This window comes from Faecalibacterium sp. (assembly GCF_052358865.1).
GTDB classification, from domain to species: domain Bacteria; phylum Bacillota; class Clostridia; order Oscillospirales; family Ruminococcaceae; genus Faecalibacterium; species Faecalibacterium butyricigenerans.
Genome location: NZ_DAWCVJ010000018.1, coordinates 1 through 20277, shown reverse-complemented (window position 1 = coordinate 20277; position 20277 = coordinate 1). Strand labels below are relative to the sequence as shown.

Sequence of the window (20277 nt, the reverse complement as noted above, 5' to 3'; positions counted from 1 at the left end):
TCCTCCTTCCTGCTTTTTGTCTGTAGCTTAACCCTCGAGCCCCTCGAGGATGCGCTTGTTGATCTTCTCCACGATGCGCTTGGCGCAGCAGTCGATGGCCTCGAGGTCCTGCCCCTCCACCATGACGCGGATCTTCGGTTCGGTACCGGACACCCGCACCAGCACGCGGCCCATGCCCATCAGCTTCTGCTCCTCATTCTCGATGAAACCGGCCAGCACCTCGTCCGCCTTGTAGGCGGCCTTCTGGGCGGCATTGGCCACGACATTCACCAGCACCTGCGGGTACTGGGCATAGATGCCGTTCAGCTCGCTCATCTTCTTGCCGCTCTCGGCCAGCAGCCTGAGCAGCTTGCCTGCGGTCAGCTCGCCGTCGCCGGTGGTGGCGTGGTGAAGCAGGATGACGTGGCCGCTCTGCTCGCCGCCGATGGCGTAGCCGTTCTCCCGCATATTCTCGAGGACGTAGCGGTCGCCTACGGCGGTCTTTTCGGTGTTGATGCCCTGAGACTCCATATACTTGACGAAGCCGAGGTTGGACATGACCGTAACGACAGCGGTGTTGCCGTCCAGACGGCCCTTGTCCTTCATCGCCATCGCCAGCAGGGCGATGATCTTGTCGCCGTCAAGCTCCTGCCCCTTCTCGTCGCAGGCGAGGCAGCGGTCGGCGTCGCCGTCAAAGGCGATGCCGCAGTCGAAGCCGCCCTCGACGACAGCCTTTTCCAGATTGTCCAGATGGGTGCTGCCTACACCGGCGTTGATGTTCCTGCCGTCGGGGCTGACGCCGAGGAAGGTGCACTTTGCGCCCAGACGGGGGAACAGCTGCCGGGCCACCTCGGCGGACGCGCCGTTGGCGCAGTCGATACAGACGTTCAGTCCCGACAGGTCGCCGCCGATGGACTCATACAGATGCTCGACGTAGTCCTTGATGCCGTCGATGCGGCAGGTCACACGGCCCACACCGTCGCCGGTGGCCAGCGGGATGCCCGCACACTTGTCGTCGATGTGTGCCTCGATCTCCTCTTCCACATCGTCCGGCAGCTTGTAGCCGGTCCCGGCGAAGATCTTGATGCCGTTGAACTCCATCGGGTTGTGGGAGGCCGAGATGACGACACCGGCGTCGGCGTTGTACTTGCGCACCAGATAGGCTACGGCGGGGGTGGGCACGACGCCCAGACTCTCGACGTCCGCGCCCACACTGCACAGGCCGGCCGTCAGGGCAGCTTCCAGCATATCGCCGGACTGGCGGGTGTCCTTGCCGATGAGGATGCGGGGCTTATGGCCGGTGCTGCTGGTCAGCACGGCGGCAGCGCCGCGTCCGATGAGCATCGCCATCTCACAGGTCAGATCTGCACCGGCCACGCCGCGCACACCATCGGTACCAAAATACTTTCCCATAGTAAATACCTCGCTTAAAATAAGCTCTGTTGTCCATTGTCCTCGGCGCTGCCGCTCTCAGGTGCTTTCAGGCCGAGGTGTTCGTAAGCAAGCCGGGTGGCACAGCGGCCCCGCGGCGTCCGGGTCAGGAAGCCCATCTGCATCAGATACGGCTCGCACAGGTCTTCCAGCGTCACAGCCTCCTCGCCGAGGGCAGCGGCCAGCGTTTCCAGACCCACCGGCCCGCCGCTGTACATCTCGATGATGGCGCGCAGCAGGCTGCGGTCCAGTTCGTCCAGACCCAGTGTGTCCACGTCCATCCGCTTGAGGCTCAGCAGCGCCACTTCCCGATCGATGACGCCGTCGCCCAGCACCGTGGCAAAGTCGCGGACCCGCTTCAGGAAACGGTTCGCCACGCGGGGCGTGCCCCGGCTGCACTTTGCCAGCTCGTAAGCGCCCTCGGGGGTGATGGGCTGGTCAAGGATGCCCGCCGACCGGATGATGATGCGGCTCAACTCATCGGGGCTGTAAAGCTCCAGCTTGAGCAGCACGCCGAAGCGGTCCCGCAGCGGGCCGGTGATCTGGCCCGCGCGGGTGGTCGCGCCCACCAGCGTGAAGCGGGGCAGATTGATGCGGATGCTCTGGGCGCTGGGGCCTTTTCCGATCATGATGTCCAGCGCGTAATCCTCCAGCGCCGGGTAGAGCACCTCTTCCACCTGCCGGGAAAGGCGGTGGATCTCGTCGATAAAGAGGACGTCGCCCTCCTGCAGATTGGTCAGCAGGGCAGCGAGGTCGCCGGGCTTCTCGATGGCCGGGCCGCTGGTGATGCGGATCTGCACCCCCATCTCGTTGGCGATGATGCCGGCCAGCGTCGTCTTGCCCAGACCCGGCGGGCCATAGAGCAGGATGTGGTCCATCGGCTCGCCCCGGCGCTTGGCCGCTTCGAGATAGATCTTCAGGTTCTGCTTGACCTTTTCCTGTCCGATGTAGTCTTCGAGGTGCTGGGGGCGGAGGTTGTTTTCCTCGCTGTCCGCCGCCGTCATCCCGGGCTGCATCATTTTTGCGCCGTAGAGCGCGGTTTCGTCCTGCATCGTTTACCTCCTGCCCGCCATGCTGCGCAGCGCCAGCTTGATGATCTCTTCCACGGGGAGCGTGCCGTCGATCTTGGAGACGGCCAGCGCGGCCTCGCTCTGGCTGTAGCCCAGCGACACCAGCGCGGCGATGGCCTGCCCTGCCCCCTGCGCAGCGGCGGTATCCGCAGCCGCGCCTGCTACATTTTCAAGGTCGATGCCGCCTGCAAAGCCCTTGGCCACCTTATCCTTCAGCTCCAGCACGATGCGCTGGGCCAGCTTCGGGCCGACGCCGGACGCAGCCTTGAACGCCTTGTGGTCGCCCGCCGAGATGGCCAGCGCCACACGGTCCGGCTCCATGACGCTCAGGATGGCCAGACCCACCTTCGCGCCCACGCCCGACACCGAGGTGAGCAGCTCAAAGCAGGCCTGCTGCTCCTCGCTGGCAAAGCCGTAGAGGCTGACGTCGTTCTCCGTGACGCTCATCACGGTGTAGATGGTGGCCTCCTTGCCCACGCCGGGCAGCGCACCGGCCACGCTGGCCGGGCACTGGGCGTAGTACCCCACGCCGCCGCAGCAGATGACCACAGCGTTCAGGGTCTTTTTGATGATCTTTCCGGTTAAGCTGTATATCATAATAGCCCTCTCAGTCAATGCCTGCCGGCATTGCCAACTCTCCCATAGGGAGAGCCACTGGCGTGCCGGGCAGGTCTATCGGATACGAGAAAGTTTTGTTGTTTCGGAAACTATAGTGCCCTGCTGTCAAGGGCAGCTCAGATAGGGCCGGGCACTCTCCGCACGAAGCGGTTGAGCTGGCTGCCGTTGGTGTGGCAGAAGGTAATGGCCATCGCCAGCGCGTCGGCGGTATCGTCGGGCTTGGGGATGGCGGGCAGGTGCAGCAGAACGCGGGTCATCTCCTGCACCTGCTTTTTCACGGCCTTGCCGTAGCCGGTAACGGCCTGCTTGACCTGCATGGGGGTGTACTCGTAGATGGGAAGCCCCGCCTGCGCCGCCGCCAGCAGGATGACGCCGCGCGCCTCGGCCACGCCGATGACGGTGGTCTGGTTGTGCTGGTAGAACAGCTTTTCGATGGCCAGCGCCTCTGGCCGTGTCTGCTCGATGACCTCCCGGATGCCTGCATACACTTCATCCAGCCGCCGCTCGAACGGCACACCGGCGTCCGTGCACACCGCGCCGAAATCCACCGGTGCAAAGCGGTTTCCCGCATAGTCCACCACGCCCCAGCCCACGATCGCGTAGCCCGGGTCGATGCCCAATACTCTCATTCTGCGATACCTTTCCTATTGTAATCATCTTATTATAGCACAGCTATAAAAAAGGGGCAACGATAACCTTTTCACTCCCCCAGCCTGCGGCAGAAAGATTTTTTGAAGATTTTTGCAAAAAAGGCTTGATTTTTATTCCATCCTATGCTATCATAATTGAGCTGACTACAGCAAAATAGAATATGGACGGTTAGCTCAGCTGGTAGAGCATCTGCTTGACGTGCAGGAGGTCACAGGTTCGAGTCCTGTACCGTCCACCATACAGTTCGTACTCGAACCCGATTCTTTACGAAAAAGGGTTCGGGTACGTTTTTTGTTTACAGGAGGTTCTGCGAAAGGACTACTCGGAACAGTAAACGAGCAAAGGCAGGGTATCACCATGACGGTGGTATCCTGCCTTTTGCTTTGCGGAATCAAGTTCGCTTTGTGCGAACTTGGTCGTCATATCAGGGATGTTCTTTCATTGGCGGGTATGGTATACTCGGCTTAATAAACTGGAATGAAGTGGTGCACCACATGAAAGACGTACATTGTATAGAATTCCATCCAGGCAGCAGAGAAGAGCGCATCCCGGAGCTTGCAAAGGACTTTCCATATACTGCCTCAAGAGCCACGTTGGATCGCTACATCGGCAGCACTGTGCCATGGCACTGGCATCAGGCGGTAGAGCTTTTCTACATGGAAAGCGGCTGCGTTGAATACACCACACCAGGTGGAAAACTTGTATTCCCGGCGGGAAGCGGTGGTTTTGTCAATTCCAACGTACTTCACACCACAAGGGCGATTTCTCAGACGGAAGAGAACGTGCAGCTTCTTCATATTTTCGATGTTTCTCTGCTGGCAGGGGAACGAGGAAACCGAATCGAGCAAAAATACATTCTGCCCATTACATCCGACCCACAACTTGAGATCCTTCCTCTTTTACCGGATCATGCGGCAGGGCGAGAAATCCTGAAACGACTCAAAGAATCTTTTTGTTTGTCTTGTGATACATTCGGGTATGAGTTGAAACTGCGAGAGATCCTGACCGAGCTATGGTTAATGCTTGTGGAGCAATCGCATTCTGTAAGCTCTTCCAATCGGAACTCTGCCGGAGGCAACGATAAAATAAAGCTGATGTTGATTTATATCCATGAGCACTACCCGGAAAACCTCTCAGTCAAGGAGTTGGCAGCAGCAGCCTACACAAGTGAACGAGAGTGCTATCGCATTTTTCGTGAACACCTTCATACGACCCCGATTGCTTACCTGACCGCATACCGCATTCAGATCGCCTGCCAGATGTTGGCGGAAAGCAAGGCTTCTATTACAGAGGTCGGGACTGCTTGCGGTATGGGAAATTCAAGCTATTTCGGAAAAGTTTTTCGGGAGGTTGTCGGCTGCACGCCACGTCAGTACCGATACAAACGGCAGAATAACAACACCATCTGACAGCATCAAGATATTATTTTTAGGCTGTAGGCGTTATAATGATAGTAGCAGAAGTGCACGATCCGTAAGTGCATATCATATTTGAAAACCTTTGATCTTCGGATGCGTTTTGCTATGAGAGAAAGGACGGTCCCCTTGGAGCTGAATTGCAATACAGCAGAAGCCGCTCTGGCTTGGGCAGGGCAGCAGAATCCCGGAAATTGGATCGGACATTCCCGTTTTGTAGCCCTTGCCTGTAAAAATATAGCAGCCAAATGCAACAATATGGATGCAGATCAGGCATACTGCTTTGGGCTGCTGCATGATATCGGGCGTTATGCAGGGGTAAGTTCTGAACGTCATTTGATCGACGGATACCGTTTCTGTATGGAACGAGGATGGAAAAAGGCTGGACAGATCTGTATTTCTCATGCTTTTATGATCCAGGATATCCACACTTCTATCGGAACCTTTGACGTTTCAAAAGAAGATTTCCGTTTTATGGAAAAATTCATTCAAACCGCTGTCTATGATGATTACGACCGTTTGGTACAGCTATGCGATGCCTTGGCGCTGCCCACCGGATTTTGTCTTTTGGAAAAACGTTTTGTAGATGTAACGCTTCGGTACGGTGTCCATCCGGCAACGATAGACCGATGGAAGAAAACGCTTGAGCTAAAAAATCTGTTTGAAAAACGAATCGGAGGATCGGTTTATACCCTGCTCCCCGGCGTTCTGGAAAATAGTTTTTCGCTGGAGGTAACCGTATGATAAAAATCGCTTTTTTGGATGTAGACGGAACTTTGCTCAAGTTGGGCAGTAAGGTGCCGTCATTCCAAACCGTACAGACCTTACAGCAGTTGCAGGCAAAAGGGATCTTACTGTGCATGGCGACAGGCAGAGGCTACCTCTCCGTCCCACATTTTGAAGGCGTTGATTTTGATCTCTGGCTGACCTTCAACGGCTCTTATGTCCGTAGCAAGGATGCAGTGATCTCGAAGAACCCACTGGACGCTGACGACAAGCGCAGAATTTTGCATAATCTGAAGCAGATGCACCGGGCGGCTGCCATCAGCAACGAACACTTTATCGTGACAAATGGGACAGACCCGGACTTGGAGCAGTATTTTTCCTTCGGCAACGAGAAGCTGGTGATCTCCGAGCATTTCGACAAGCTCTGTGAGGAGGATATCTATCAGATCATGTGTTCCTGCAGCCCTTCTGAATACGAACGCATCCTGTTGGGAACCCACGCCACACAGATAACCGCATGGTGGGACAAGGCAGTGGATATCATTCCGCTGTCCTGCGGAAAGGGAAATGCTGTAAGAGCTGTTTTGGCGCATTACGGCTTTTCAAAAGCAGAAGCGATCGCCTTTGGGGACGGCCGAAACGACATTGAAATGCTGGAAGCAGTCGGCACAGGCGTTGCCATGGGAAACGCCCTCGATGAAGTCAAGGCAAGGGCAACAGATTGCTGCCGTTCTGTGGATGAGGAAGGCATCTATCATTATTGCCTTGAAAAACACCTCATCTAAAGGAGCTGTAGTAGCTGTTTTCTGGGTTTTTGTATCCGTCTACAGCAGGGTTTGGGGCAGGCACGCTATCCAAACCTCCAATTTTCCGTGCCGGGGGTGCAAAATCTTGGCCAGAATTGCCGTTGCACCGCCGGGGCTTTTGGATTATACTGTTGACTTGTATTCCATGATGTAATCTCTCGTTTCTTTCAAGCTAAAGGAGGCCTCCCTACGAACTATCTGTTTCAATTCACGCGCATCCTCGCGTTCTGTTTTCTGGGCGAGATCTGTCACGCCCTGCTGCCCCTCCCCGTCCCGGCCAGCGTCTACGGCCTGCTGCTGTTGCTGGCGGCGCTCCGCCTCGGCATCGTGAAGCTCGAGCAGGTCAAGGAGGTGGGACTGTTCCTCACCGGCATCTTCCCGCTGCTGTTCGTGCCCGCCGCTGCGGGCGTCATGGAGCTCTGGGCCGAGATGGGCGCGATGCTGCTGCCCATCCTCATCGCCATCGTGCCGGTGACGGTGCTCGTGCTTGTGAGCGCAGGCCGCACCACGCAGGCCCTCACCAGCCGCCGCGCTGCAAAAAAGGAGGTCGAACATGACTGAACTGCTGAACGGATTTCTCTCCGGTTCCGCCGCGTGGGGCGTGCTGCTGACGCTGGCCGCCTTCGCGCTGGGCACCCTCATCAACAAGACCACCGGCAAGGCCATCTTCAACCCGCTGCTGCTGGGCAGCATCTTCGTCATCCTCTTTCTGAGCCTGCTGAACATCTCCTACGCCGACTACAAGGTCAGCGCCGCGCCGGTGAATTACCTGCTGCTGCCGGCCACCATCAGCCTCGCCATCCCGCTGTATGAAAAGTGGGACCTGCTGAAGGAGAATGCCGCCGCCATCATCGCGGGCATCTCGGTGGGCACACTGGTCAGTCTTGGCAGCGTGCTGGCGCTGGCACTGGCTATGGGCCTCACCCGGGAACAGTACGCCACCCTCCTGCCCAAGTCGGTCACGACGGCTATCAGCATGGATGTCGCCGCCGAGCTGGGCGGCATCGCGGCCCTGACCGGTGCCGTCGTCATCCTCACCGGCATCGCGGGCAACCTGCTGGCCGAGGTGATCTGCAAAGCCTTCCACATCACCGACCCCATCGCCAAGGGCATCGGCATCGGCACCTCGGCCCATGCCGTGGGCACCAGCAAGGCCCTTCAGATGGGCGAGATCGAGGGCGCGATGAGCGGCCTGTCCATCGCGGTGGCCGGCGTCCTCACTGCTGTGCTCTGCCCCTTCTTTATCAGCTTTATCCAGTAAGCAGAAAAAAGAACAAGTCCTCTGTGCCTGTTGTGGTGCAGAGGACTTGTTTTTTGTATCATGCATCCCGCTGGCGGGCCGCTTCTTCGATGACTCTGACCGCCTTTTCGTGGATGGCCAGAGGCTCTGCGGCCGGGTGGGCCAGACCGTAGCCCTGCAGCAGGTCCACGCCCATCTCCAACACCCTGCGCAGATCGTCCATCGTCTCCACGCCCTCGGCCAGCACCTGCACGCCGCGGGGGCGGGCGTATTCGATGAGGGCCTTGAGGAACTGCTGCTTGTCGGGGTCGGCATCAATGCCCCGGATGATGGCGATGTCCACCTTGACATAGCGGGGCGCGATGGTCAACAGGCTGCTGCCGTTGCTGTAGCCGCTGCCGTAGTCGTCCAGCGCAAAGACGGCGGGCGCACCGGTGGCATTCCGCTTCCGCTCCAGCGCCTGTTCGTCCATCTCCTCCTCCTCGGTGATCTCCACCACCAGCTTCGAGAGGATGGCTTTGTGGGCCGCACGGAAGTGCGCCCAGTCCTCATCGTTCAGGCTGACGCTGGCGATGCTGTTGACAAAGACGAGGGCATCCGGCTCCACCTTGCCCGCCGCTTCCAGCGCTTCATAGCACTCGCAGGCGCGGAACAGGGTCAGCTTCTCGATGTCATACAGCCGCCCCATCTCGCTGGCCAGCTCCATCACCCTCTGGGGAGAGCTCAGAGCGGGCAGCCGGGGCCGCATCAGGGCCTCATAAGCCGCCACATGGCCGTCCCGGGCCGAGAAGATGGGCTGGAAGTAGTAGTCCACCTGCCGTTCCCGGACAAGGATCTCGAAGTCGCTGCGCTGCTTCATCGCGTAGATGCCGTCGCGGTAGTGCTCCATGTTGAACTCCCGGACTTCGCCCTTGGTGGAGTGCTTGACCTCGTACATCGCAAAATCAGCGTATCGCTTGAGGGTGTCGAGGTCGGCGGCATCGTCGGGATACCATGCTATGCCGCCGGACATCCGGATGCACAGCTTCTTGCCGTCCGGCAGGGTGGCGCTGCTCCGGGCAAAGCCCTCTTCCAGCTTCCGGATGTCCTTCCGCACGGCCTCCTTCGTCTCATAGCCGTAGAACAGCAGCAGGAACTCATCGCCGGAGAGCCGCGCCACCACGGTGCCGCTGGGCACGCCCTGCTGCAGGCTGTGGGCCGTCTTGCGCAGATAGATGTCGCCCCAGCCGTGGCCGTAGGTATCATTGATGGTCTTGAGGTTATCGAGGTCCGTCATCATCAGGGCCGCACAGCGCATCATTCTGGGCTTCTCGAACAGCTCGCCGCAGACCCGGAAGAAGGCCTGACGACTGTACAACCCGGTAAGGGCGTCGTAATCGCGCTCGTGCTCGATGCGGCTGCGCTCGGCTACGGCTGCTTTGTAGTTGTCGGTGCTCAGGGTCACGATGGCGTCGGCCAGCCTGTCCAACTCCCGGATGCCGGTGCGGGAGAACTCCGGGACGGCCTGATGCCGCTCCTGCGCATCCGCCAGCTCCTTCGAGAGCTGAGCGACCGGCTGGGCCAGACCGATGCTGACGAAGAATGCGCAGCCCAGACCAAAGCCCAGCGTCAGCAGGATCGCAAAGCTCACGAGATTCGTCACCGACTGGGAGAAGCGGAAGAGGTCGTTCCTTCCCACCACGCCGATAAGCAGCCACCGTTCGCCCGAGAAGGGGGCGTTGCGGTTGTAGAGGCTGATCTGGCGGATGCTGACGACCTGATCGGCACCGCCGCTCGGATAATACCAGTAGCCCTTGGCGCGGTGGAGGGTCAACTCCCATCCTTCCTTCTGCAGCGCGGTCGTCTGCTCGCCGGTGTTGGCGGTGACATGGATCTGCAGCTCCTCGCCCCGCAGGTCGGAGGTCGTGGAGGCCAGCAGATAGCTTCCGTGGTTGTCGTTCTGCAATTCGTCCCACGGGAGCTTGGTGTCCATATAGCTTTCCAGCATCTCGATGCCCAGAACGCCGTACACCGTGCCGTCGTCCAAAATCAGAGGCTGCGCGTAGGCGATGGCCTCCCGGTCATCGCCCAGCAGCGTATAGGGCAGGGTCGTCCAGCGGCCATAATCCGCCGCAGCTCCGGTCTGCTCCCCGCTCTTATAGGCAGCTTGGAAGGGCCGGACATAAAAGGCATCCTCTTCCCTCTCCAGATACTGCTGCGCAGGCGTCCACGCCTTGTCCGTAGTGATGCCGAAGGCCTGCACCAGCTCTGCCGGAGCGCGCTCGAACATCACGTCGGAGTTGTCCGCCGAGGAGGCAGCTTCCGGGTCGAGGTCCCGCAGATAGACGCAGGGCAGCCGGTCGCCGGAGGTGCGGTCTGTAAAGTCGTGGGTGTTCAGGATGAGGAAGACGCCGCTGACCTGCTTGGCGCGAAGCGCCTTGAGCAGCCTCGGAGCGGCCGCTTCCAGCAGGGGCAGGCTCTCGCCGCCGGTAGAATCCAGCGTATCGAGAGAGATCGTCCCCTCGTCCAGCATCTTCCGGGCCGTATCGTTGATAAAGCTCGAAAGCTCCGTCAGGTCCTGTGCCTGCTGGAGCTGGGCCTCAATATACCGGGCACGGTTCTCCACCTGCTTGTCGAGAATGTCCACCGCGTTCTCATCCAGTCGGAGGGTGACGCCGCTGACCCCAATGGCCGAGGCCATCAGCATGACCATGATGACCAGCATGACCATCAGCGCCGCAAAGATGGTGACAAAGATGGTGTGTTCTTTTCCTTTTGCTTCATCTCGCATCAGAAGCTTCATGGTCTCTCCCTTCTTTCACTCGTCTTTGTGCCGTCTCAGCCCTCGTACTGGCGCAGGGCATCGCAGAGGCTCTGATACCATGCCTCGAAATACTCATCGGTCATAAACTCCGCCTCGGCGTCGGCCGCGCTCTCGCCTGCGGCGATGCGCGCGACGACGGTGGCACGGTCGACCTCCGCAAGGTCGCTCATGCTGTAGGTCAGGGTGTCGCGGGCCTTGGTGCCGCCCTCAAAGGCGCGGGGCGTGTACATCTCGCTGCTGTTCACGGTATCGACGGCCTGTGTCAGGATGTTCTCCATGTTTCCGGTCAGGATGAGGCCGCTGCTGCGGATGGCGTTCATCTCATTGGCGGCGTGGGTCACGGGCAGATAGCCGGAGCCTACCGCAAAGGCAATATTATTCTCCGGCTGGGTCAGCCACTTGAGGAAGACCACGCTGGCTGCCTCCTCGGCGTCGGTGGTCTTTGCCACGGCCATACCGGCCCCCTGCTGGACAGCGAATTTCTCACCGTCGGCAAAATGGGGCGCAGGCAGGACTTTCAGGGCGATGCTGTGGCTCTCGGTGTCGCTCAGCATTACCCGAGACGGAAAATAGGTGGCGCTGGAGCTGGAGCCGACGTAGGCCAGAATGTTGCCGATCTTAATATCGTCGCTGCGGAAGCGGCCACTGGCGGAGAACCAGCCCTTGACGTAGGGCACATAGTAGTTGTCCCACAGCCTGCGGGCGGTGGCCTCGGTCAGCTCCACGGTCATCCTGCCGCCCTTGACGTCGAAGAGGGTGTCTCCCAGCTCCTTTGCGCCGATGAGCATATAGTTTGCCATCGCGTCGCGGCCAAACAGGGCCTTGCCGTCGTCGGGCGTTTCGGTCTGGGCGTCCGTCCAGTTGTAATAGGCTTCGGCAGTCCCGACCAGCCCCTCGATGGTCTCAAGGTCGGCGTACTCTGCGCCGGTGGCATCGGCAAAGGTCTGCCAGTCGGTGTCGTTCAGGAACAAAAGCTCCACAGACTTTGCCACCGGGAATATTTTGATGCTGCCATCGTCGTTGAAGTCGCCCTCGGTCAGGTAGCTCCCGATGTAGGCCGCCCTCTCCTCGTCGGTGAAGTAGGGCGCAAGGTCCACCAGATCGCCCATCTGGTCCATCGTATAGGCGGTGTCCGCGTAGGCCATGAAGATGTTGGGCATCTCCTCTGCGCCCACCTTGCCCTGTGCCGAGGCCATCACCTGTGCCTCAAGGTCATTGACATTGCCCTGACTGCAGTTCTCCACGGTGATGTTCTGTTCCTTGCCGACAGTCGCATTGAACTCTTCGACCAATCTGTTGAAGCTTTCCAGCTGGTCGCCGTTGTAGTACGTCCAGACGGTCAGCTGCACCGGCTCGACATCTGCCGGTCCGCCGCTCTGCTCAGCCCCGCAGCCTGCGAGGCTGAGCACCAGCGCTGCAGCTGCTGCGAATGCTCCCAGTCGGTGCATCCAGTTTCGTTTCATCATCTTCGTTCTCTCCATCATGCAGCTGTATTTCTCTCCAAAGATACCTTTATCATACCATTACCCGGCAGAGCCTGTAAACATTTTTCGATAAAATCAGCAATATTACAACATCCCTCCCCCGCTTTCTTTTCCATAAAAAAGCAGGGCAGGCCCGCGCCGCCCAAAGCTACCAGCTTCTGGCAAAAGCGCAGGTCTGCCCTGCATTTGGTTCTTCTCTTACAGCTTGCTCAGCTGGGGACCCTGAGCGGTATCCTTGACGGCCCAGCCCATCTCGGTCAGCTGGGCGCGGATGGCGTCGGCGGAGGCCCAGTCCTTCGCCTTCTTGGCGGCGGCACGCTTCTCCACCAGCTCCGTCACTTCGGCGGGCACCTCGTCCTTCTTGCGGTTGTACATCAGGCCCAGCACGCCGGTGATCTCGTCGAAGGCGGCAGCGCCGGCCTCAAGAGCGGCCTTGCTGGAAGCGGCAGACAGGGTGTTGATGTCCTTCACGAGGTCGAAGACTGCGGCCAGTGCATCGGGGGTGTTCAGGTCGTCGTCCATCGCGGTGCAGAACTTGCGCTTGGCCTCCTCGGCCTTCTCCTTCAGGCTCTCGTCGGTGCCGAACTCGGCCTTGCTGAGGGCGAAGTCGAGGTTCTCGCGGCAGGTATAGAGGCGCTCGAGACTGTTCTTGCAGCTCTCGATGAGGTCCACCGTGTAGTTCAGCGGCATCCGGTAGCCGGCGGTCAGCATGAAGTAGCGGATCGGCTCGTAGCCGTAGAGGTTCGCCACATCGCGGACGGTGAAGAAGTTGTGCAGGCTCTTGGACATCTTCTGATTGTCCACGTTGATGAAGCCGTTGTGCATCCAGTAGCGGGCGAAGGTGCAGCCGTTGGCGCACTCGCTCTGGGCGATCTCATTCTCGTGGTGGGGGAAGATGAGGTCCTGACCGCCGCAGTGGAGGTCGATGGTCTTGCCCAGATGGGTGCGGCTCATGGCGCTGCACTCGATGTGCCAGCCCGGGCGGCCCATGCCGTAAGGGCTTTCCCATGCAGGCTCGCCGGGCTTTGCAGCCTTCCAGACCGCAAAGTCGGCGGGGTCTTCCTTCAGGTCGTCTTCCATCTGGCTGCGCAGCTCACGGTTGCCGCTCTCGAGGTCGTCCAGCTTGAGGTGGCTCAGCTTGCCGTACTCGGGGTCGCTCTTGACCCGGAAATAGACGTCGCCGTTCTTGGCAACGTAGGCGTGGCCGCTCTCGATGAGGTCCTTCACGATGTCCAAAATCTGCTGGATGTGCTCGGTGGCGCGGGGCTGGACGGTGGGCTTTTTGCAGTTGAGACCGGCGGCGTCCTTGAGGTACTCGGCCTCGAAGCGCTGGGCGACCTCCTTCATGGAGGTGCCCTCTTCCTGTCCCTTTTTGATGAGCTTATCGTCGATGTCGGTGATGTTGGAAACGTAGATGACCTTGTTGCCGCGGTACTCGAGGTAGCGGCGCAGGGTATCGAAGACGATGAGCGGGCGGGCGTTGCCGATGTGGATATAGTTGTAGACGGTGGGGCCGCAGACGTAGATGCGGTACTCGCCGGGCACCTGCGGCACGAACTCTTCCTTCTGGCGGGTCAGGGTGTTGAAGATCTGCATAGCTGAAATACTCCTTCTTGTGGGACAGGCCGGAGCCGCGATGCCCTCTTGCCTGAAAAAGCAAAAGCCTCCAACGCTGCGCCAAAAGGCACAGCATCGAAGGCGGTTCTTTCTCAAGATCGCGGTTCCACTCCGGTTTGTCGCTCAGGGCCGGTAACGGCGGCCATCCGCACTGCGATACTCAAATTTCCCGCAGCGTGCTGTCCGGGCGCACTTCACACAGCGGTCTGCAAACAGGCTTTCAGCCAACGGCCCGTTTTCTCTGCCCAGACGATGCGGCGCTACTCTGCCCGGATAAACGCATTTATCCTTTTACAGTTTTATTATAATAGCCGCCGGGGCGTAAGTCAAGCGTTTGACTCCCTCTCCCAGCTGTGCTACACTGGGCAAAAACACAGCCCGGAGGTTTTTTGTCATGCAGCTCCTCACCGAACGCCTTTTTCTCATCCCTCTGCGTCCGGACGGGATGCGCGCCCTTCTGGCCCGCACCACCGACCCGGAGCTTGTCCAGCCCTACACCGATATGCTGGATCTTTCACTGGCCCACCCCGACCAGTGGGTCTGGTACACCGCATGGGGCCTCTATCAGAACGACTCCGGCGACTGGGTGGGCGACCTCTGCTTCAAGGGCCTGCCCGAAAATGGCCATCCCGAGATCGGCTACGGCCTCCTGCCGGAGTACGAGCATCAGGGCTATGCCACCGAGGCCGTCCGCGCCGCCTGCCGCTGGGCCTTCGGCCAGCCCGGCGTCACCGCCGTCGAGGCCGAGACCGACCCCGGCAACACCGCCTCGCAGGCTGTCCTCCGCCGGGTGGGATTCGTGCCCACGGGAACGATGGGCGAGGAAGGGCCGAGGTTTATTCTGCGCAAAGACGAACTTTCCCTCTAAGCCTGCCTTATCGGGTGCTTTCCGGGTAGCGCCTCGGCTCGTCCGTCTCACCCAAAAGGTAATCCACGCTGACGCCGTAAAACCGCGCCAGCGACACCAACACCTCTGCCGTCAGCTGCTGGACACCTGTTTCGATATAGCTGTATTTGCGCTGGGTGATGCCGATGGCATCCGCGATCTGCTGCTGGGTGTAGTCGTGGTCCTCCCGTAGGTCTTTCAGTCTGTTCTGGTTCATCTTCATCCGTCTCGGCCTCCTGCTGGTAGGATAGCCTAGACGGATTTTATCTATTGATTTTTAGACGAATATTATCTATAATAAAATTATGCCGTATATTTTTCTTGCTGTGAGGTGTATTATCATGAAAAGAAGAACTTTCTTGCGTCTTTCCTCCGCCGCTCTTGCGTCGCTGGGGCTGTCGGCCTGTGGGGCGAAGTCGGCTACATCAGAAATAGCCGCTGCTGTTTCCAATAGCGTGCCCCTAGTTCCTTCTGTTGCAGACTCTATTTCAAGTGATAATAACGATGCCGATTTTGAAGACAATATTTCTTCTGGCATCGGCATGACACTGGAAACTGCCAAGGAATTCAGCAGTTATAGTAATCGCCCCTATTTTATTCATCGTACGAATGGCCTCTTCTATTCAGTCGCTATCACTATGGAAGCTGATTCTTCCTTTGTCGCTTTTTTGGATTACAATGCTCTGGCCAGATATTCCCAGTCCAATTCTTTAAATCTTCATCTCTTAGATGGTGATGAACTCGTCTATATTTCCTCTTCTGGCTCTATGCCAAATTCTGTGTCTTTTTCTCCTATTAATGAGATTGGCAATACCATTCCGTCCGTTCTCTGTGTTAACAAGCAAGGTATAACAAGTCTTGTAGGCCTCAAGCAATACAGATACCAAGCCGACATTTCACCTAACGAAGCATATGACGCGCCCCATCATGCAGGAAAAAATAATAATACTTACCAATATTATTATTGGACTACTTTTAACAGCTATGACTTAGCAAATGGCCCTGATAAAACGATGCTGTTTACCGACAAGCATCATGTCACACTAGACGGTGCTTCGATCGATGATACAATTACCAGTCTTATGGGATTTGACAATCTGCTTCAAATCGCATATCCTGCTGACTTTAGCACTGCAAAAGACGAGTATCTGCTTCGCGAATTTAATTTTGCATCTGATGAACCACTTGATTCCTCTCGCTTTTATCAATATGGACTGGAAAACCCTCATAAAGTCGAGTGGTATGAAGGCACGACATATCACGCTTTTAATCTGGAACCCTCCTGTGCATATTTTGTTTACGATTCATCCGACTCTGCCTCTTGTCCAATCTCTCTTACTCCGAACGGTTACGCAGTTGTGGATCTAACCTTCCTTGGAAACCAGTCGCAATCTTATATTCTTAACTGCAAAGAAATTCTAGGCACTCCCTGTCACGCCTATCTCTGCATCCAGTCTTAAATTTAATTTCCACCCCTTTACAACCCGTCAAACTTGTGCCATAATTTACTTTATTAAAGGGAAGCTGTCCCCGGCGCGGCATTTCGGCGGCGCAGGGCAGCAGAGAGGGGTAAACTGCCATGAGCAAGATCATCATTCCGGCAAACTACACGCCCGCGCTGAACCTGTATGACACCCAGCGCGCCATCGGCACGGTGAAGCGGCTGTTCGCCGACACCCTGTGCGCCACGCTGAACCTCTACCGCGTGTCGGCACCGCTCTTTGTCGAGGCCTCCACCGGCCTGAACGACGACCTGAACGGCGTCGAGCGGAAAGTCACCTTCGACACCAAGGACAGCGGCATCGAGGTTCAGGTGGTCCAGTCGCTGGCCAAGTGGAAGCGCAAAGCCCTGAAGGACTACGGCTTCCGGGTCGGCAAGGGCCTCTACTGCGACATGAACGCCATCCGCCGCGACGAGGACATGGACAACCTCCACTCCATTTATGTGGACCAGTGGGACTGGGAGAAGGTCATCCGCGAGGAGGACCGGAACGAGACGTACCTGAAGAACGTCGTGCGCTCCATCGTGTCGGCAGTCTGCGCCACCGAGATGAACCTGCACGCCATGTTCCCCCAGCTGCAGGACCTGCCGCTCCACACCCCCAACGTCACCTTCATCACCTCACAGGAGCTGGAGGATAAGTACCCCGACCTGACCCCGAAGGAGAGGGAGAACGCCTTTGTCAAGGAGAACGGCACCACCTTCCTGATGAAGATCGGTGCCCCCCTCAAGAGCGGCAAGCCCCACGATGGCCGTGCACCCGACTACGATGACTGGGATCTGAACGGCGACCTGCTGTTCTGGAACGAGCCGCTGCAGTGCAGCTATGAGCTGAGCAGCATGGGCATCCGCGTCAGCCCCGAGAGCATGGACCGCCAGCTCACCGCCGCAGGCTGCGACGACCGCCGCACGCTTCCCTTCCACAAGGCTGTGCTGAACGGCGAGCTGCCCTACACCATCGGCGGCGGCATCGGCCAGAGCCGTCTGTGTATGCTGTTGCTGGGCAGCGCCCACATCGGTGAGGTCCAGGCCAGCGTCTGGGACGCTGCCACCCGCGAGGCCTGCGAAAAGGCAGGGATCCCGCTGCTGTAAGGCTTTTGTGGCTGGAGAGGCCAAAAAGGCCGCTGTACCCGCAGACAAGGTACAGCGGCCTTTTCTTATGTCCGGAATTTCAAGCCCACTTTGCTCTTTTTTCCGTTGCCGCCCAGCCACCAGAGCAGGAAGGCATACAGAAGGTCTGTCCCAAGGATGATGGCGAACCATGTCAGCGTCTCCGGGATGGTCTGGTCATACACCCGCATAAAGGGATAGGGGCCGTCAATGGTCCCTGTAATATTCCCGTGCAGATCATACAGGCCGTATAGGACGGTCGGGACCAGCGCCCACCAGACCTGTCCCAGCGACAGGCGGGGCAGACGCTCGAAGAGCACCAGCGACAGGATCGCCAGCACCGGGTTGAGGAAGTGGTGGTAGAGCATCGAGTCGGTGAAGAGCATGATGTACCAGCCGTTGCCGTCCTCGTACATGGGGGCCAGAATGATGACCACCGTCAGGAAGGTCATGGCAAGGCAGCTGGTGGAGATGAATTTGAGCCGCTTGAGCCAGAGGGGCAGTTCCCGCCCGGTGAAGACGCAGCCCAGCTGCCACAGCCCCACCAGCAGGCAGACCGCGCCGTTGAAGATGTTGGACAGCTCGGTGTACATGGTGAACATGATGGTGCCGCCCAGCGCCCAGCTCATGGGGAGGGCAATGGTCTCGAAGTACACGATGAGGAAATTCAGTGCTGCCGAAGCCAGCTTCCGCCCGACGATGAGGATGTTTTTCAGCATCTTTCGCTCTCCTACCTGTAATTATTTGCTGCAATATCAAAGAAACGAGCGGTTTTTCCGCTCGTTTCTTTTTTACACCCGGTGAGGCGCTTATTTTGCCGTATTGATGAAGCTGCGGTTGTCCCACAGATACTTGATGCCGGAGATCGCGGTCACAGCGGCCACGCCCCAGCACAGCACAGAGGCCACATCGGCGCACTGCTGGCCCAGCACGTTTCCGGTCAGGGAGACCGTGAAGTAGTAGAAGAGGATGGTCAGCATCTGCAGCACGGTCTTCACCTTGCCCCACATATTGGCGGCGATGACCCGGCCATCCTTGGCACCGGCGGCCACCATGCGGAGGCCGGAGACAGCGAACTCGCGGGCCAGAATGATGCAGAGCACCACGGGGCTGCATACGCCGTCCCGCATCATGTAGATGAAGGCCACTGTGGTCAGCAGCTTGTCGGCCAGCGGGTCGGCGAACTTGCCGAAATCCGTGACCATGTTCCACTTGCGGGCCAGATGGCCGTCGAGGAAGTCGGTGAAGCTGGCCACGGCAAAGACCACACCGGCGATGAGGTAGTAGCGGGGGTTGTAGCTCGGCGTGATATACTGGCCGAGAGAGACGAAGATCATGAACACCGGCACCAGCAGAATACGGGTCAGGGTGAGCTTATTGGGCAGATTCATACAGAATTATCCTCCAATCTGTTATTTTACGACAGTACCATACAAATCGTAAAGGTCGCTGTCCTCCACCAGCACATCGTAGAACTCGCCGGGGTAGAGCGGCTCTTCGCTGGACACGCAGACATTGCCGTCCACTTCGGGGGCGTCGGCGGCGGTGCGGCAGAGGTAGAGGCCGCTCTCGTCATCCACGCCGTCGCAGAGGACGCGGACGGTCTGGCCCACCTTTGCGGCCTGCTTCTGGGCCATGATGCCGGTCTGGATCTGCATCACCAGCTCGGCGCGCCTGTCCTTGACCTCCTGCTCGATCTGACCGTCCATCTTGGCGGCGACGGTGTTCTCCTCGGCGGAGTAGGCAAAGCAGCCCAGACGGTCGAACTGCACCTCTTTCACAAAGCTGCACAAGTCCTCGAACTGCTCCTCTGTCTCGCCGGGGAAGCCCGCGATGAGGGTCGTGCGGAGGGTGATGTCCGGGATCTCACGGCGCAGCTTGCCGATGACCTCCAGCAGCTCGGCGCGGGTAGAGCGGCGGTTCATGTTCTTGAGGATGGTATCGTTGCAGTGCTGGATGGGCAGGTCGAGGTAGGGCAGGACCTTCTCGTTCCGCTTCATGGCAGCGATGAACTCGTCGGTGATGCGCTCAGGGTAGGCGTACATGATGCGGATCCACTGGATGCCGTCGATCCGGTTCAGCTTGTCCAGCAGCTCACAGATGCTGCCCGGCTTGCCCCAGTCCTCGCCGTAGGCGGTGGGGTCCTGTGCCACGATGATAAGCTCTTTGACGCCCTCACCGGCCAGCCAGCGGGCCTCTGCCACACAGTCGGCCATCTCGCGGCTGCGCAGCGGGCCGCGGATGCCGGGGATGGCGCAGTAGTGGCAGCGGTTGTTGCAGCCCTCGGCGATCTTTAAGTACGCATAGTGGGCGGGCGTGCCGATGACGCGCTTGCCGCCCAGCGGGAAGTCCTTTTTGAGGCCGTAGCTCTCCAGATGCTCCTCGCCGCTGAACAGGCGGGCCACGATGGAGTCGATAGCCTTATTGGAGGCGCAGCCGACCACGGCGTCCACCTCGGGGATCTCCTCCTCGATCTGGCTCCGGTAGCGCTCGGCCAGACATCCGGTGACGACCACCTTCAGGTTCGGGTTCACCTGCTTGTAGGAGCAGGCCTCGAGGATATTTTCAATGGCCTCGGTCTTGGCGCTCTCGATGAATCCGCAGGTGTTGACGAGGATGACGTCCGCCTCGCCGAGGTCGGCCACCGTCTCGTGGCCCGCAGACAACAGGATGTGGACCATAACGTCCAGATCGACCTGATTTTTCGGGCATCCAAGGGAAATACACGCAATTTTCATTCGGATAATACTCTCTTTCTCTCTTGAGGGTCTGTTATAACGACTTGATGTGGGGTTGTTTTTTCTTTAAGCTGGCTTGCGCGCTGGTGGCGCGGGGAATGTTTTTTCTTGCGGTCAAGTGGCTTGCGCTCCGCGCGGGCCAGAGGCAGGGAGGGGTGTTTCGATTCCCCCCTCCCTACCTCTGGACTCCACTCTCCCCGCA

At 58.6% G+C, this 20277-nt stretch carries 19 protein-coding genes and 1 tRNA gene; 9 read left to right on the top strand and 11 right to left on the bottom strand.

Annotated features, from left to right (window positions below; translation table 11 throughout):
- Positions 1-27 precede the first annotated feature (27 nt).
- From glmM to ruvC, 4 genes are all read right to left on the bottom strand, one after another.
- Positions 28-1392: a phosphoglucosamine mutase gene (glmM, locus tag ACT8X9_RS04835; RefSeq protein WP_412590312.1), complete on the bottom strand. Its 1365-nt coding sequence runs from the start codon at positions 1390-1392 to the stop codon at positions 28-30.
- Positions 1393-1406: 14 nt separating this feature from the next.
- Positions 1407-2462 carry a Holliday junction branch migration DNA helicase RuvB gene (gene ruvB, locus ACT8X9_RS04830; protein WP_444268293.1) on the bottom strand — a complete coding sequence of 352 codons (1056 nt, stop codon included), beginning with the start codon at positions 2460-2462 and terminating at the stop codon, positions 1407-1409.
- 3 nt (positions 2463-2465) lie between these two features.
- Positions 2466-3077 (bottom strand): Holliday junction branch migration protein RuvA, encoded by a 612-nt coding sequence (ruvA, locus tag ACT8X9_RS04825; RefSeq protein ID WP_227621415.1) that lies wholly within the window; start codon positions 3075-3077, stop codon positions 2466-2468.
- A gap of 137 nt (positions 3078-3214) precedes the next feature.
- Positions 3215-3727, bottom strand: coding sequence for a crossover junction endodeoxyribonuclease RuvC (gene ruvC / locus ACT8X9_RS04820; RefSeq protein WP_249233646.1), 513 nt, complete (start codon positions 3725-3727; stop codon positions 3215-3217).
- Between the two features lie 184 nt (positions 3728-3911).
- Between ruvC and ACT8X9_RS04815 the strand changes: the two genes are divergently transcribed.
- From ACT8X9_RS04815 to ACT8X9_RS04790, 6 genes are all read left to right on the top strand, one after another.
- Positions 3912-3987 (top strand) — tRNA-Val (locus ACT8X9_RS04815).
- Between the two features lie 256 nt (positions 3988-4243).
- Positions 4244-5158, top strand: coding sequence for a helix-turn-helix domain-containing protein (locus ACT8X9_RS04810; RefSeq protein WP_444268292.1), 915 nt, complete (start codon positions 4244-4246; stop codon positions 5156-5158).
- 135 nt (positions 5159-5293) lie between these two features.
- Positions 5294-5908: an HD domain-containing protein gene (locus tag ACT8X9_RS04805; protein ID WP_055186271.1), complete on the top strand. Its 615-nt coding sequence runs from the start codon at positions 5294-5296 to the stop codon at positions 5906-5908.
- Complete coding sequence (locus ACT8X9_RS04800; RefSeq protein ID WP_444268291.1) at positions 5905-6675, top strand: Cof-type HAD-IIB family hydrolase; 771 nt, start codon at positions 5905-5907, stop codon at positions 6673-6675. Before ACT8X9_RS04805 ends, ACT8X9_RS04800 begins: the two co-directional genes overlap by 4 nt.
- Positions 6676-6849: 174 nt before the next feature.
- A complete protein-coding gene (locus ACT8X9_RS04795; protein WP_444268304.1) occupies positions 6850-7257 on the top strand; it encodes a CidA/LrgA family protein in 408 nt (135 codons plus the stop codon).
- On the top strand, positions 7250-7957 hold the full coding sequence (locus ACT8X9_RS04790; protein ID WP_444268290.1) for an LrgB family protein: 708 nt from the start codon (positions 7250-7252) through the stop codon (positions 7955-7957). The genes ACT8X9_RS04795 and ACT8X9_RS04790 overlap by 8 nt, the downstream gene beginning before the upstream one ends.
- A 58-nt stretch (positions 7958-8015) precedes the next feature.
- Here the strand turns inward: ACT8X9_RS04790 and ACT8X9_RS04785 are convergent, their stop codons facing one another.
- From ACT8X9_RS04785 to cysS, 3 genes are all read right to left on the bottom strand, one after another.
- Entirely contained in the window at positions 8016-10718 is a 2703-nt protein-coding gene (locus ACT8X9_RS04785) for an EAL domain-containing protein (protein ID WP_444268289.1), read from the bottom strand.
- Between the two features lie 35 nt (positions 10719-10753).
- Positions 10754-12205 carry an extracellular solute-binding protein gene (locus tag ACT8X9_RS04780; protein WP_444268288.1) on the bottom strand — a complete coding sequence of 484 codons (1452 nt, stop codon included), beginning with the start codon at positions 12203-12205 and terminating at the stop codon, positions 10754-10756.
- A gap of 216 nt (positions 12206-12421) precedes the next feature.
- A complete protein-coding gene (cysS, locus tag ACT8X9_RS04775; RefSeq protein WP_227621408.1) occupies positions 12422-13819 on the bottom strand; it encodes a cysteine--tRNA ligase in 1398 nt (465 codons plus the stop codon).
- A 415-nt stretch (positions 13820-14234) separates the two neighbouring features.
- On the opposite strand from cysS, the gene ACT8X9_RS04770 reads away from it, so the two are divergent.
- Entirely contained in the window at positions 14235-14708 is a 474-nt protein-coding gene (locus ACT8X9_RS04770) for a GNAT family N-acetyltransferase (protein ID WP_444268287.1), read from the top strand.
- A 7-nt stretch (positions 14709-14715) separates the two neighbouring features.
- Here the strand turns inward: ACT8X9_RS04770 and ACT8X9_RS04765 are convergent, their stop codons facing one another.
- Positions 14716-14949, bottom strand: coding sequence for a helix-turn-helix domain-containing protein (locus ACT8X9_RS04765; protein ID WP_444268286.1), 234 nt, complete (start codon positions 14947-14949; stop codon positions 14716-14718).
- Positions 14950-15067: 118 nt separating this feature from the next.
- Between ACT8X9_RS04765 and ACT8X9_RS04760 the strand changes: the two genes are divergently transcribed.
- On the top strand, positions 15068-16186 hold the full coding sequence (locus tag ACT8X9_RS04760; protein ID WP_444268285.1) for a hypothetical protein: 1119 nt from the start codon (positions 15068-15070) through the stop codon (positions 16184-16186).
- A 119-nt stretch (positions 16187-16305) separates the two neighbouring features.
- The gene (gene asnA / locus ACT8X9_RS04755; protein WP_227621406.1) at positions 16306-17319 is read left to right on the top strand and encodes an aspartate--ammonia ligase; all 1014 of its coding nucleotides are present in this window, start codon (positions 16306-16308) and stop codon (positions 17317-17319) included.
- 65 nt (positions 17320-17384) lie between these two features.
- Here the strand turns inward: asnA and ACT8X9_RS04750 are convergent, their stop codons facing one another.
- The 3 genes from ACT8X9_RS04750 to rimO all read right to left on the bottom strand — a co-directional run bounded on the left by ACT8X9_RS04750 (position 17385) and on the right by rimO (position 20075).
- On the bottom strand, positions 17385-18056 hold the full coding sequence (locus tag ACT8X9_RS04750) for a hypothetical protein (RefSeq protein ID WP_444268284.1): 672 nt from the start codon (positions 18054-18056) through the stop codon (positions 17385-17387).
- A 90-nt stretch (positions 18057-18146) separates the two neighbouring features.
- Positions 18147-18728 carry a CDP-diacylglycerol--glycerol-3-phosphate 3-phosphatidyltransferase gene (gene pgsA / locus ACT8X9_RS04745; protein WP_227621404.1) on the bottom strand — a complete coding sequence of 194 codons (582 nt, stop codon included), beginning with the start codon at positions 18726-18728 and terminating at the stop codon, positions 18147-18149.
- Positions 18729-18749: 21 nt separating this feature from the next.
- On the bottom strand, positions 18750-20075 hold the full coding sequence (gene rimO, locus ACT8X9_RS04740) for a 30S ribosomal protein S12 methylthiotransferase RimO (protein ID WP_249233655.1): 1326 nt from the start codon (positions 20073-20075) through the stop codon (positions 18750-18752).
- Positions 20076-20277: the final 202 nt, after the last annotated feature.

Bases quoted from the DNA above. Each gene is read 5' to 3' on its own strand.
- glmM (WP_412590312.1), bottom strand. From the start codon at position 1,392: ATGGGAAAGTATTTTGGTACCGATGGTGTGCGCGGCGTGGCCGGTGCA.
- ruvB (WP_444268293.1), bottom strand. From the start codon at position 2,462: ATGCAGGACGAAACCGCGCTCTACGGCGCAAAAATGATGCAGCCCGGG.
- ruvA (WP_227621415.1), bottom strand. From the start codon at position 3,077: ATGATATACAGCTTAACCGGAAAGATCATCAAAAAGACCCTGAACGCT.
- ruvC (WP_249233646.1), bottom strand. From the start codon at position 3,727: ATGAGAGTATTGGGCATCGACCCGGGCTACGCGATCGTGGGCTGGGGC.
- ACT8X9_RS04810 (WP_444268292.1), top strand. From the start codon at position 4,244: ATGAAAGACGTACATTGTATAGAATTCCATCCAGGCAGCAGAGAAGAG.
- ACT8X9_RS04800 (WP_444268291.1), top strand. From the start codon at position 5,905: ATGATAAAAATCGCTTTTTTGGATGTAGACGGAACTTTGCTCAAGTTG.
- ACT8X9_RS04790 (WP_444268290.1), top strand. From the start codon at position 7,250: ATGACTGAACTGCTGAACGGATTTCTCTCCGGTTCCGCCGCGTGGGGC.
- ACT8X9_RS04785 (WP_444268289.1), bottom strand. From the start codon at position 10,718: ATGAAGCTTCTGATGCGAGATGAAGCAAAAGGAAAAGAACACACCATC.
- ACT8X9_RS04780 (WP_444268288.1), bottom strand. From the start codon at position 12,205: ATGATGAAACGAAACTGGATGCACCGACTGGGAGCATTCGCAGCAGCT.
- cysS (WP_227621408.1), bottom strand. From the start codon at position 13,819: ATGCAGATCTTCAACACCCTGACCCGCCAGAAGGAAGAGTTCGTGCCG.
- ACT8X9_RS04770 (WP_444268287.1), top strand. From the start codon at position 14,235: ATGCAGCTCCTCACCGAACGCCTTTTTCTCATCCCTCTGCGTCCGGAC.
- ACT8X9_RS04765 (WP_444268286.1), bottom strand. From the start codon at position 14,949: ATGAAGATGAACCAGAACAGACTGAAAGACCTACGGGAGGACCACGAC.
- ACT8X9_RS04760 (WP_444268285.1), top strand. From the start codon at position 15,068: ATGAAAAGAAGAACTTTCTTGCGTCTTTCCTCCGCCGCTCTTGCGTCG.
- asnA (WP_227621406.1), top strand. From the start codon at position 16,306: ATGAGCAAGATCATCATTCCGGCAAACTACACGCCCGCGCTGAACCTG.
- ACT8X9_RS04750 (WP_444268284.1), bottom strand. From the start codon at position 18,056: ATGCTGAAAAACATCCTCATCGTCGGGCGGAAGCTGGCTTCGGCAGCA.
- pgsA (WP_227621404.1), bottom strand. From the start codon at position 18,728: ATGAATCTGCCCAATAAGCTCACCCTGACCCGTATTCTGCTGGTGCCG.
- rimO (WP_249233655.1), bottom strand. From the start codon at position 20,075: ATGAAAATTGCGTGTATTTCCCTTGGATGCCCGAAAAATCAGGTCGAT.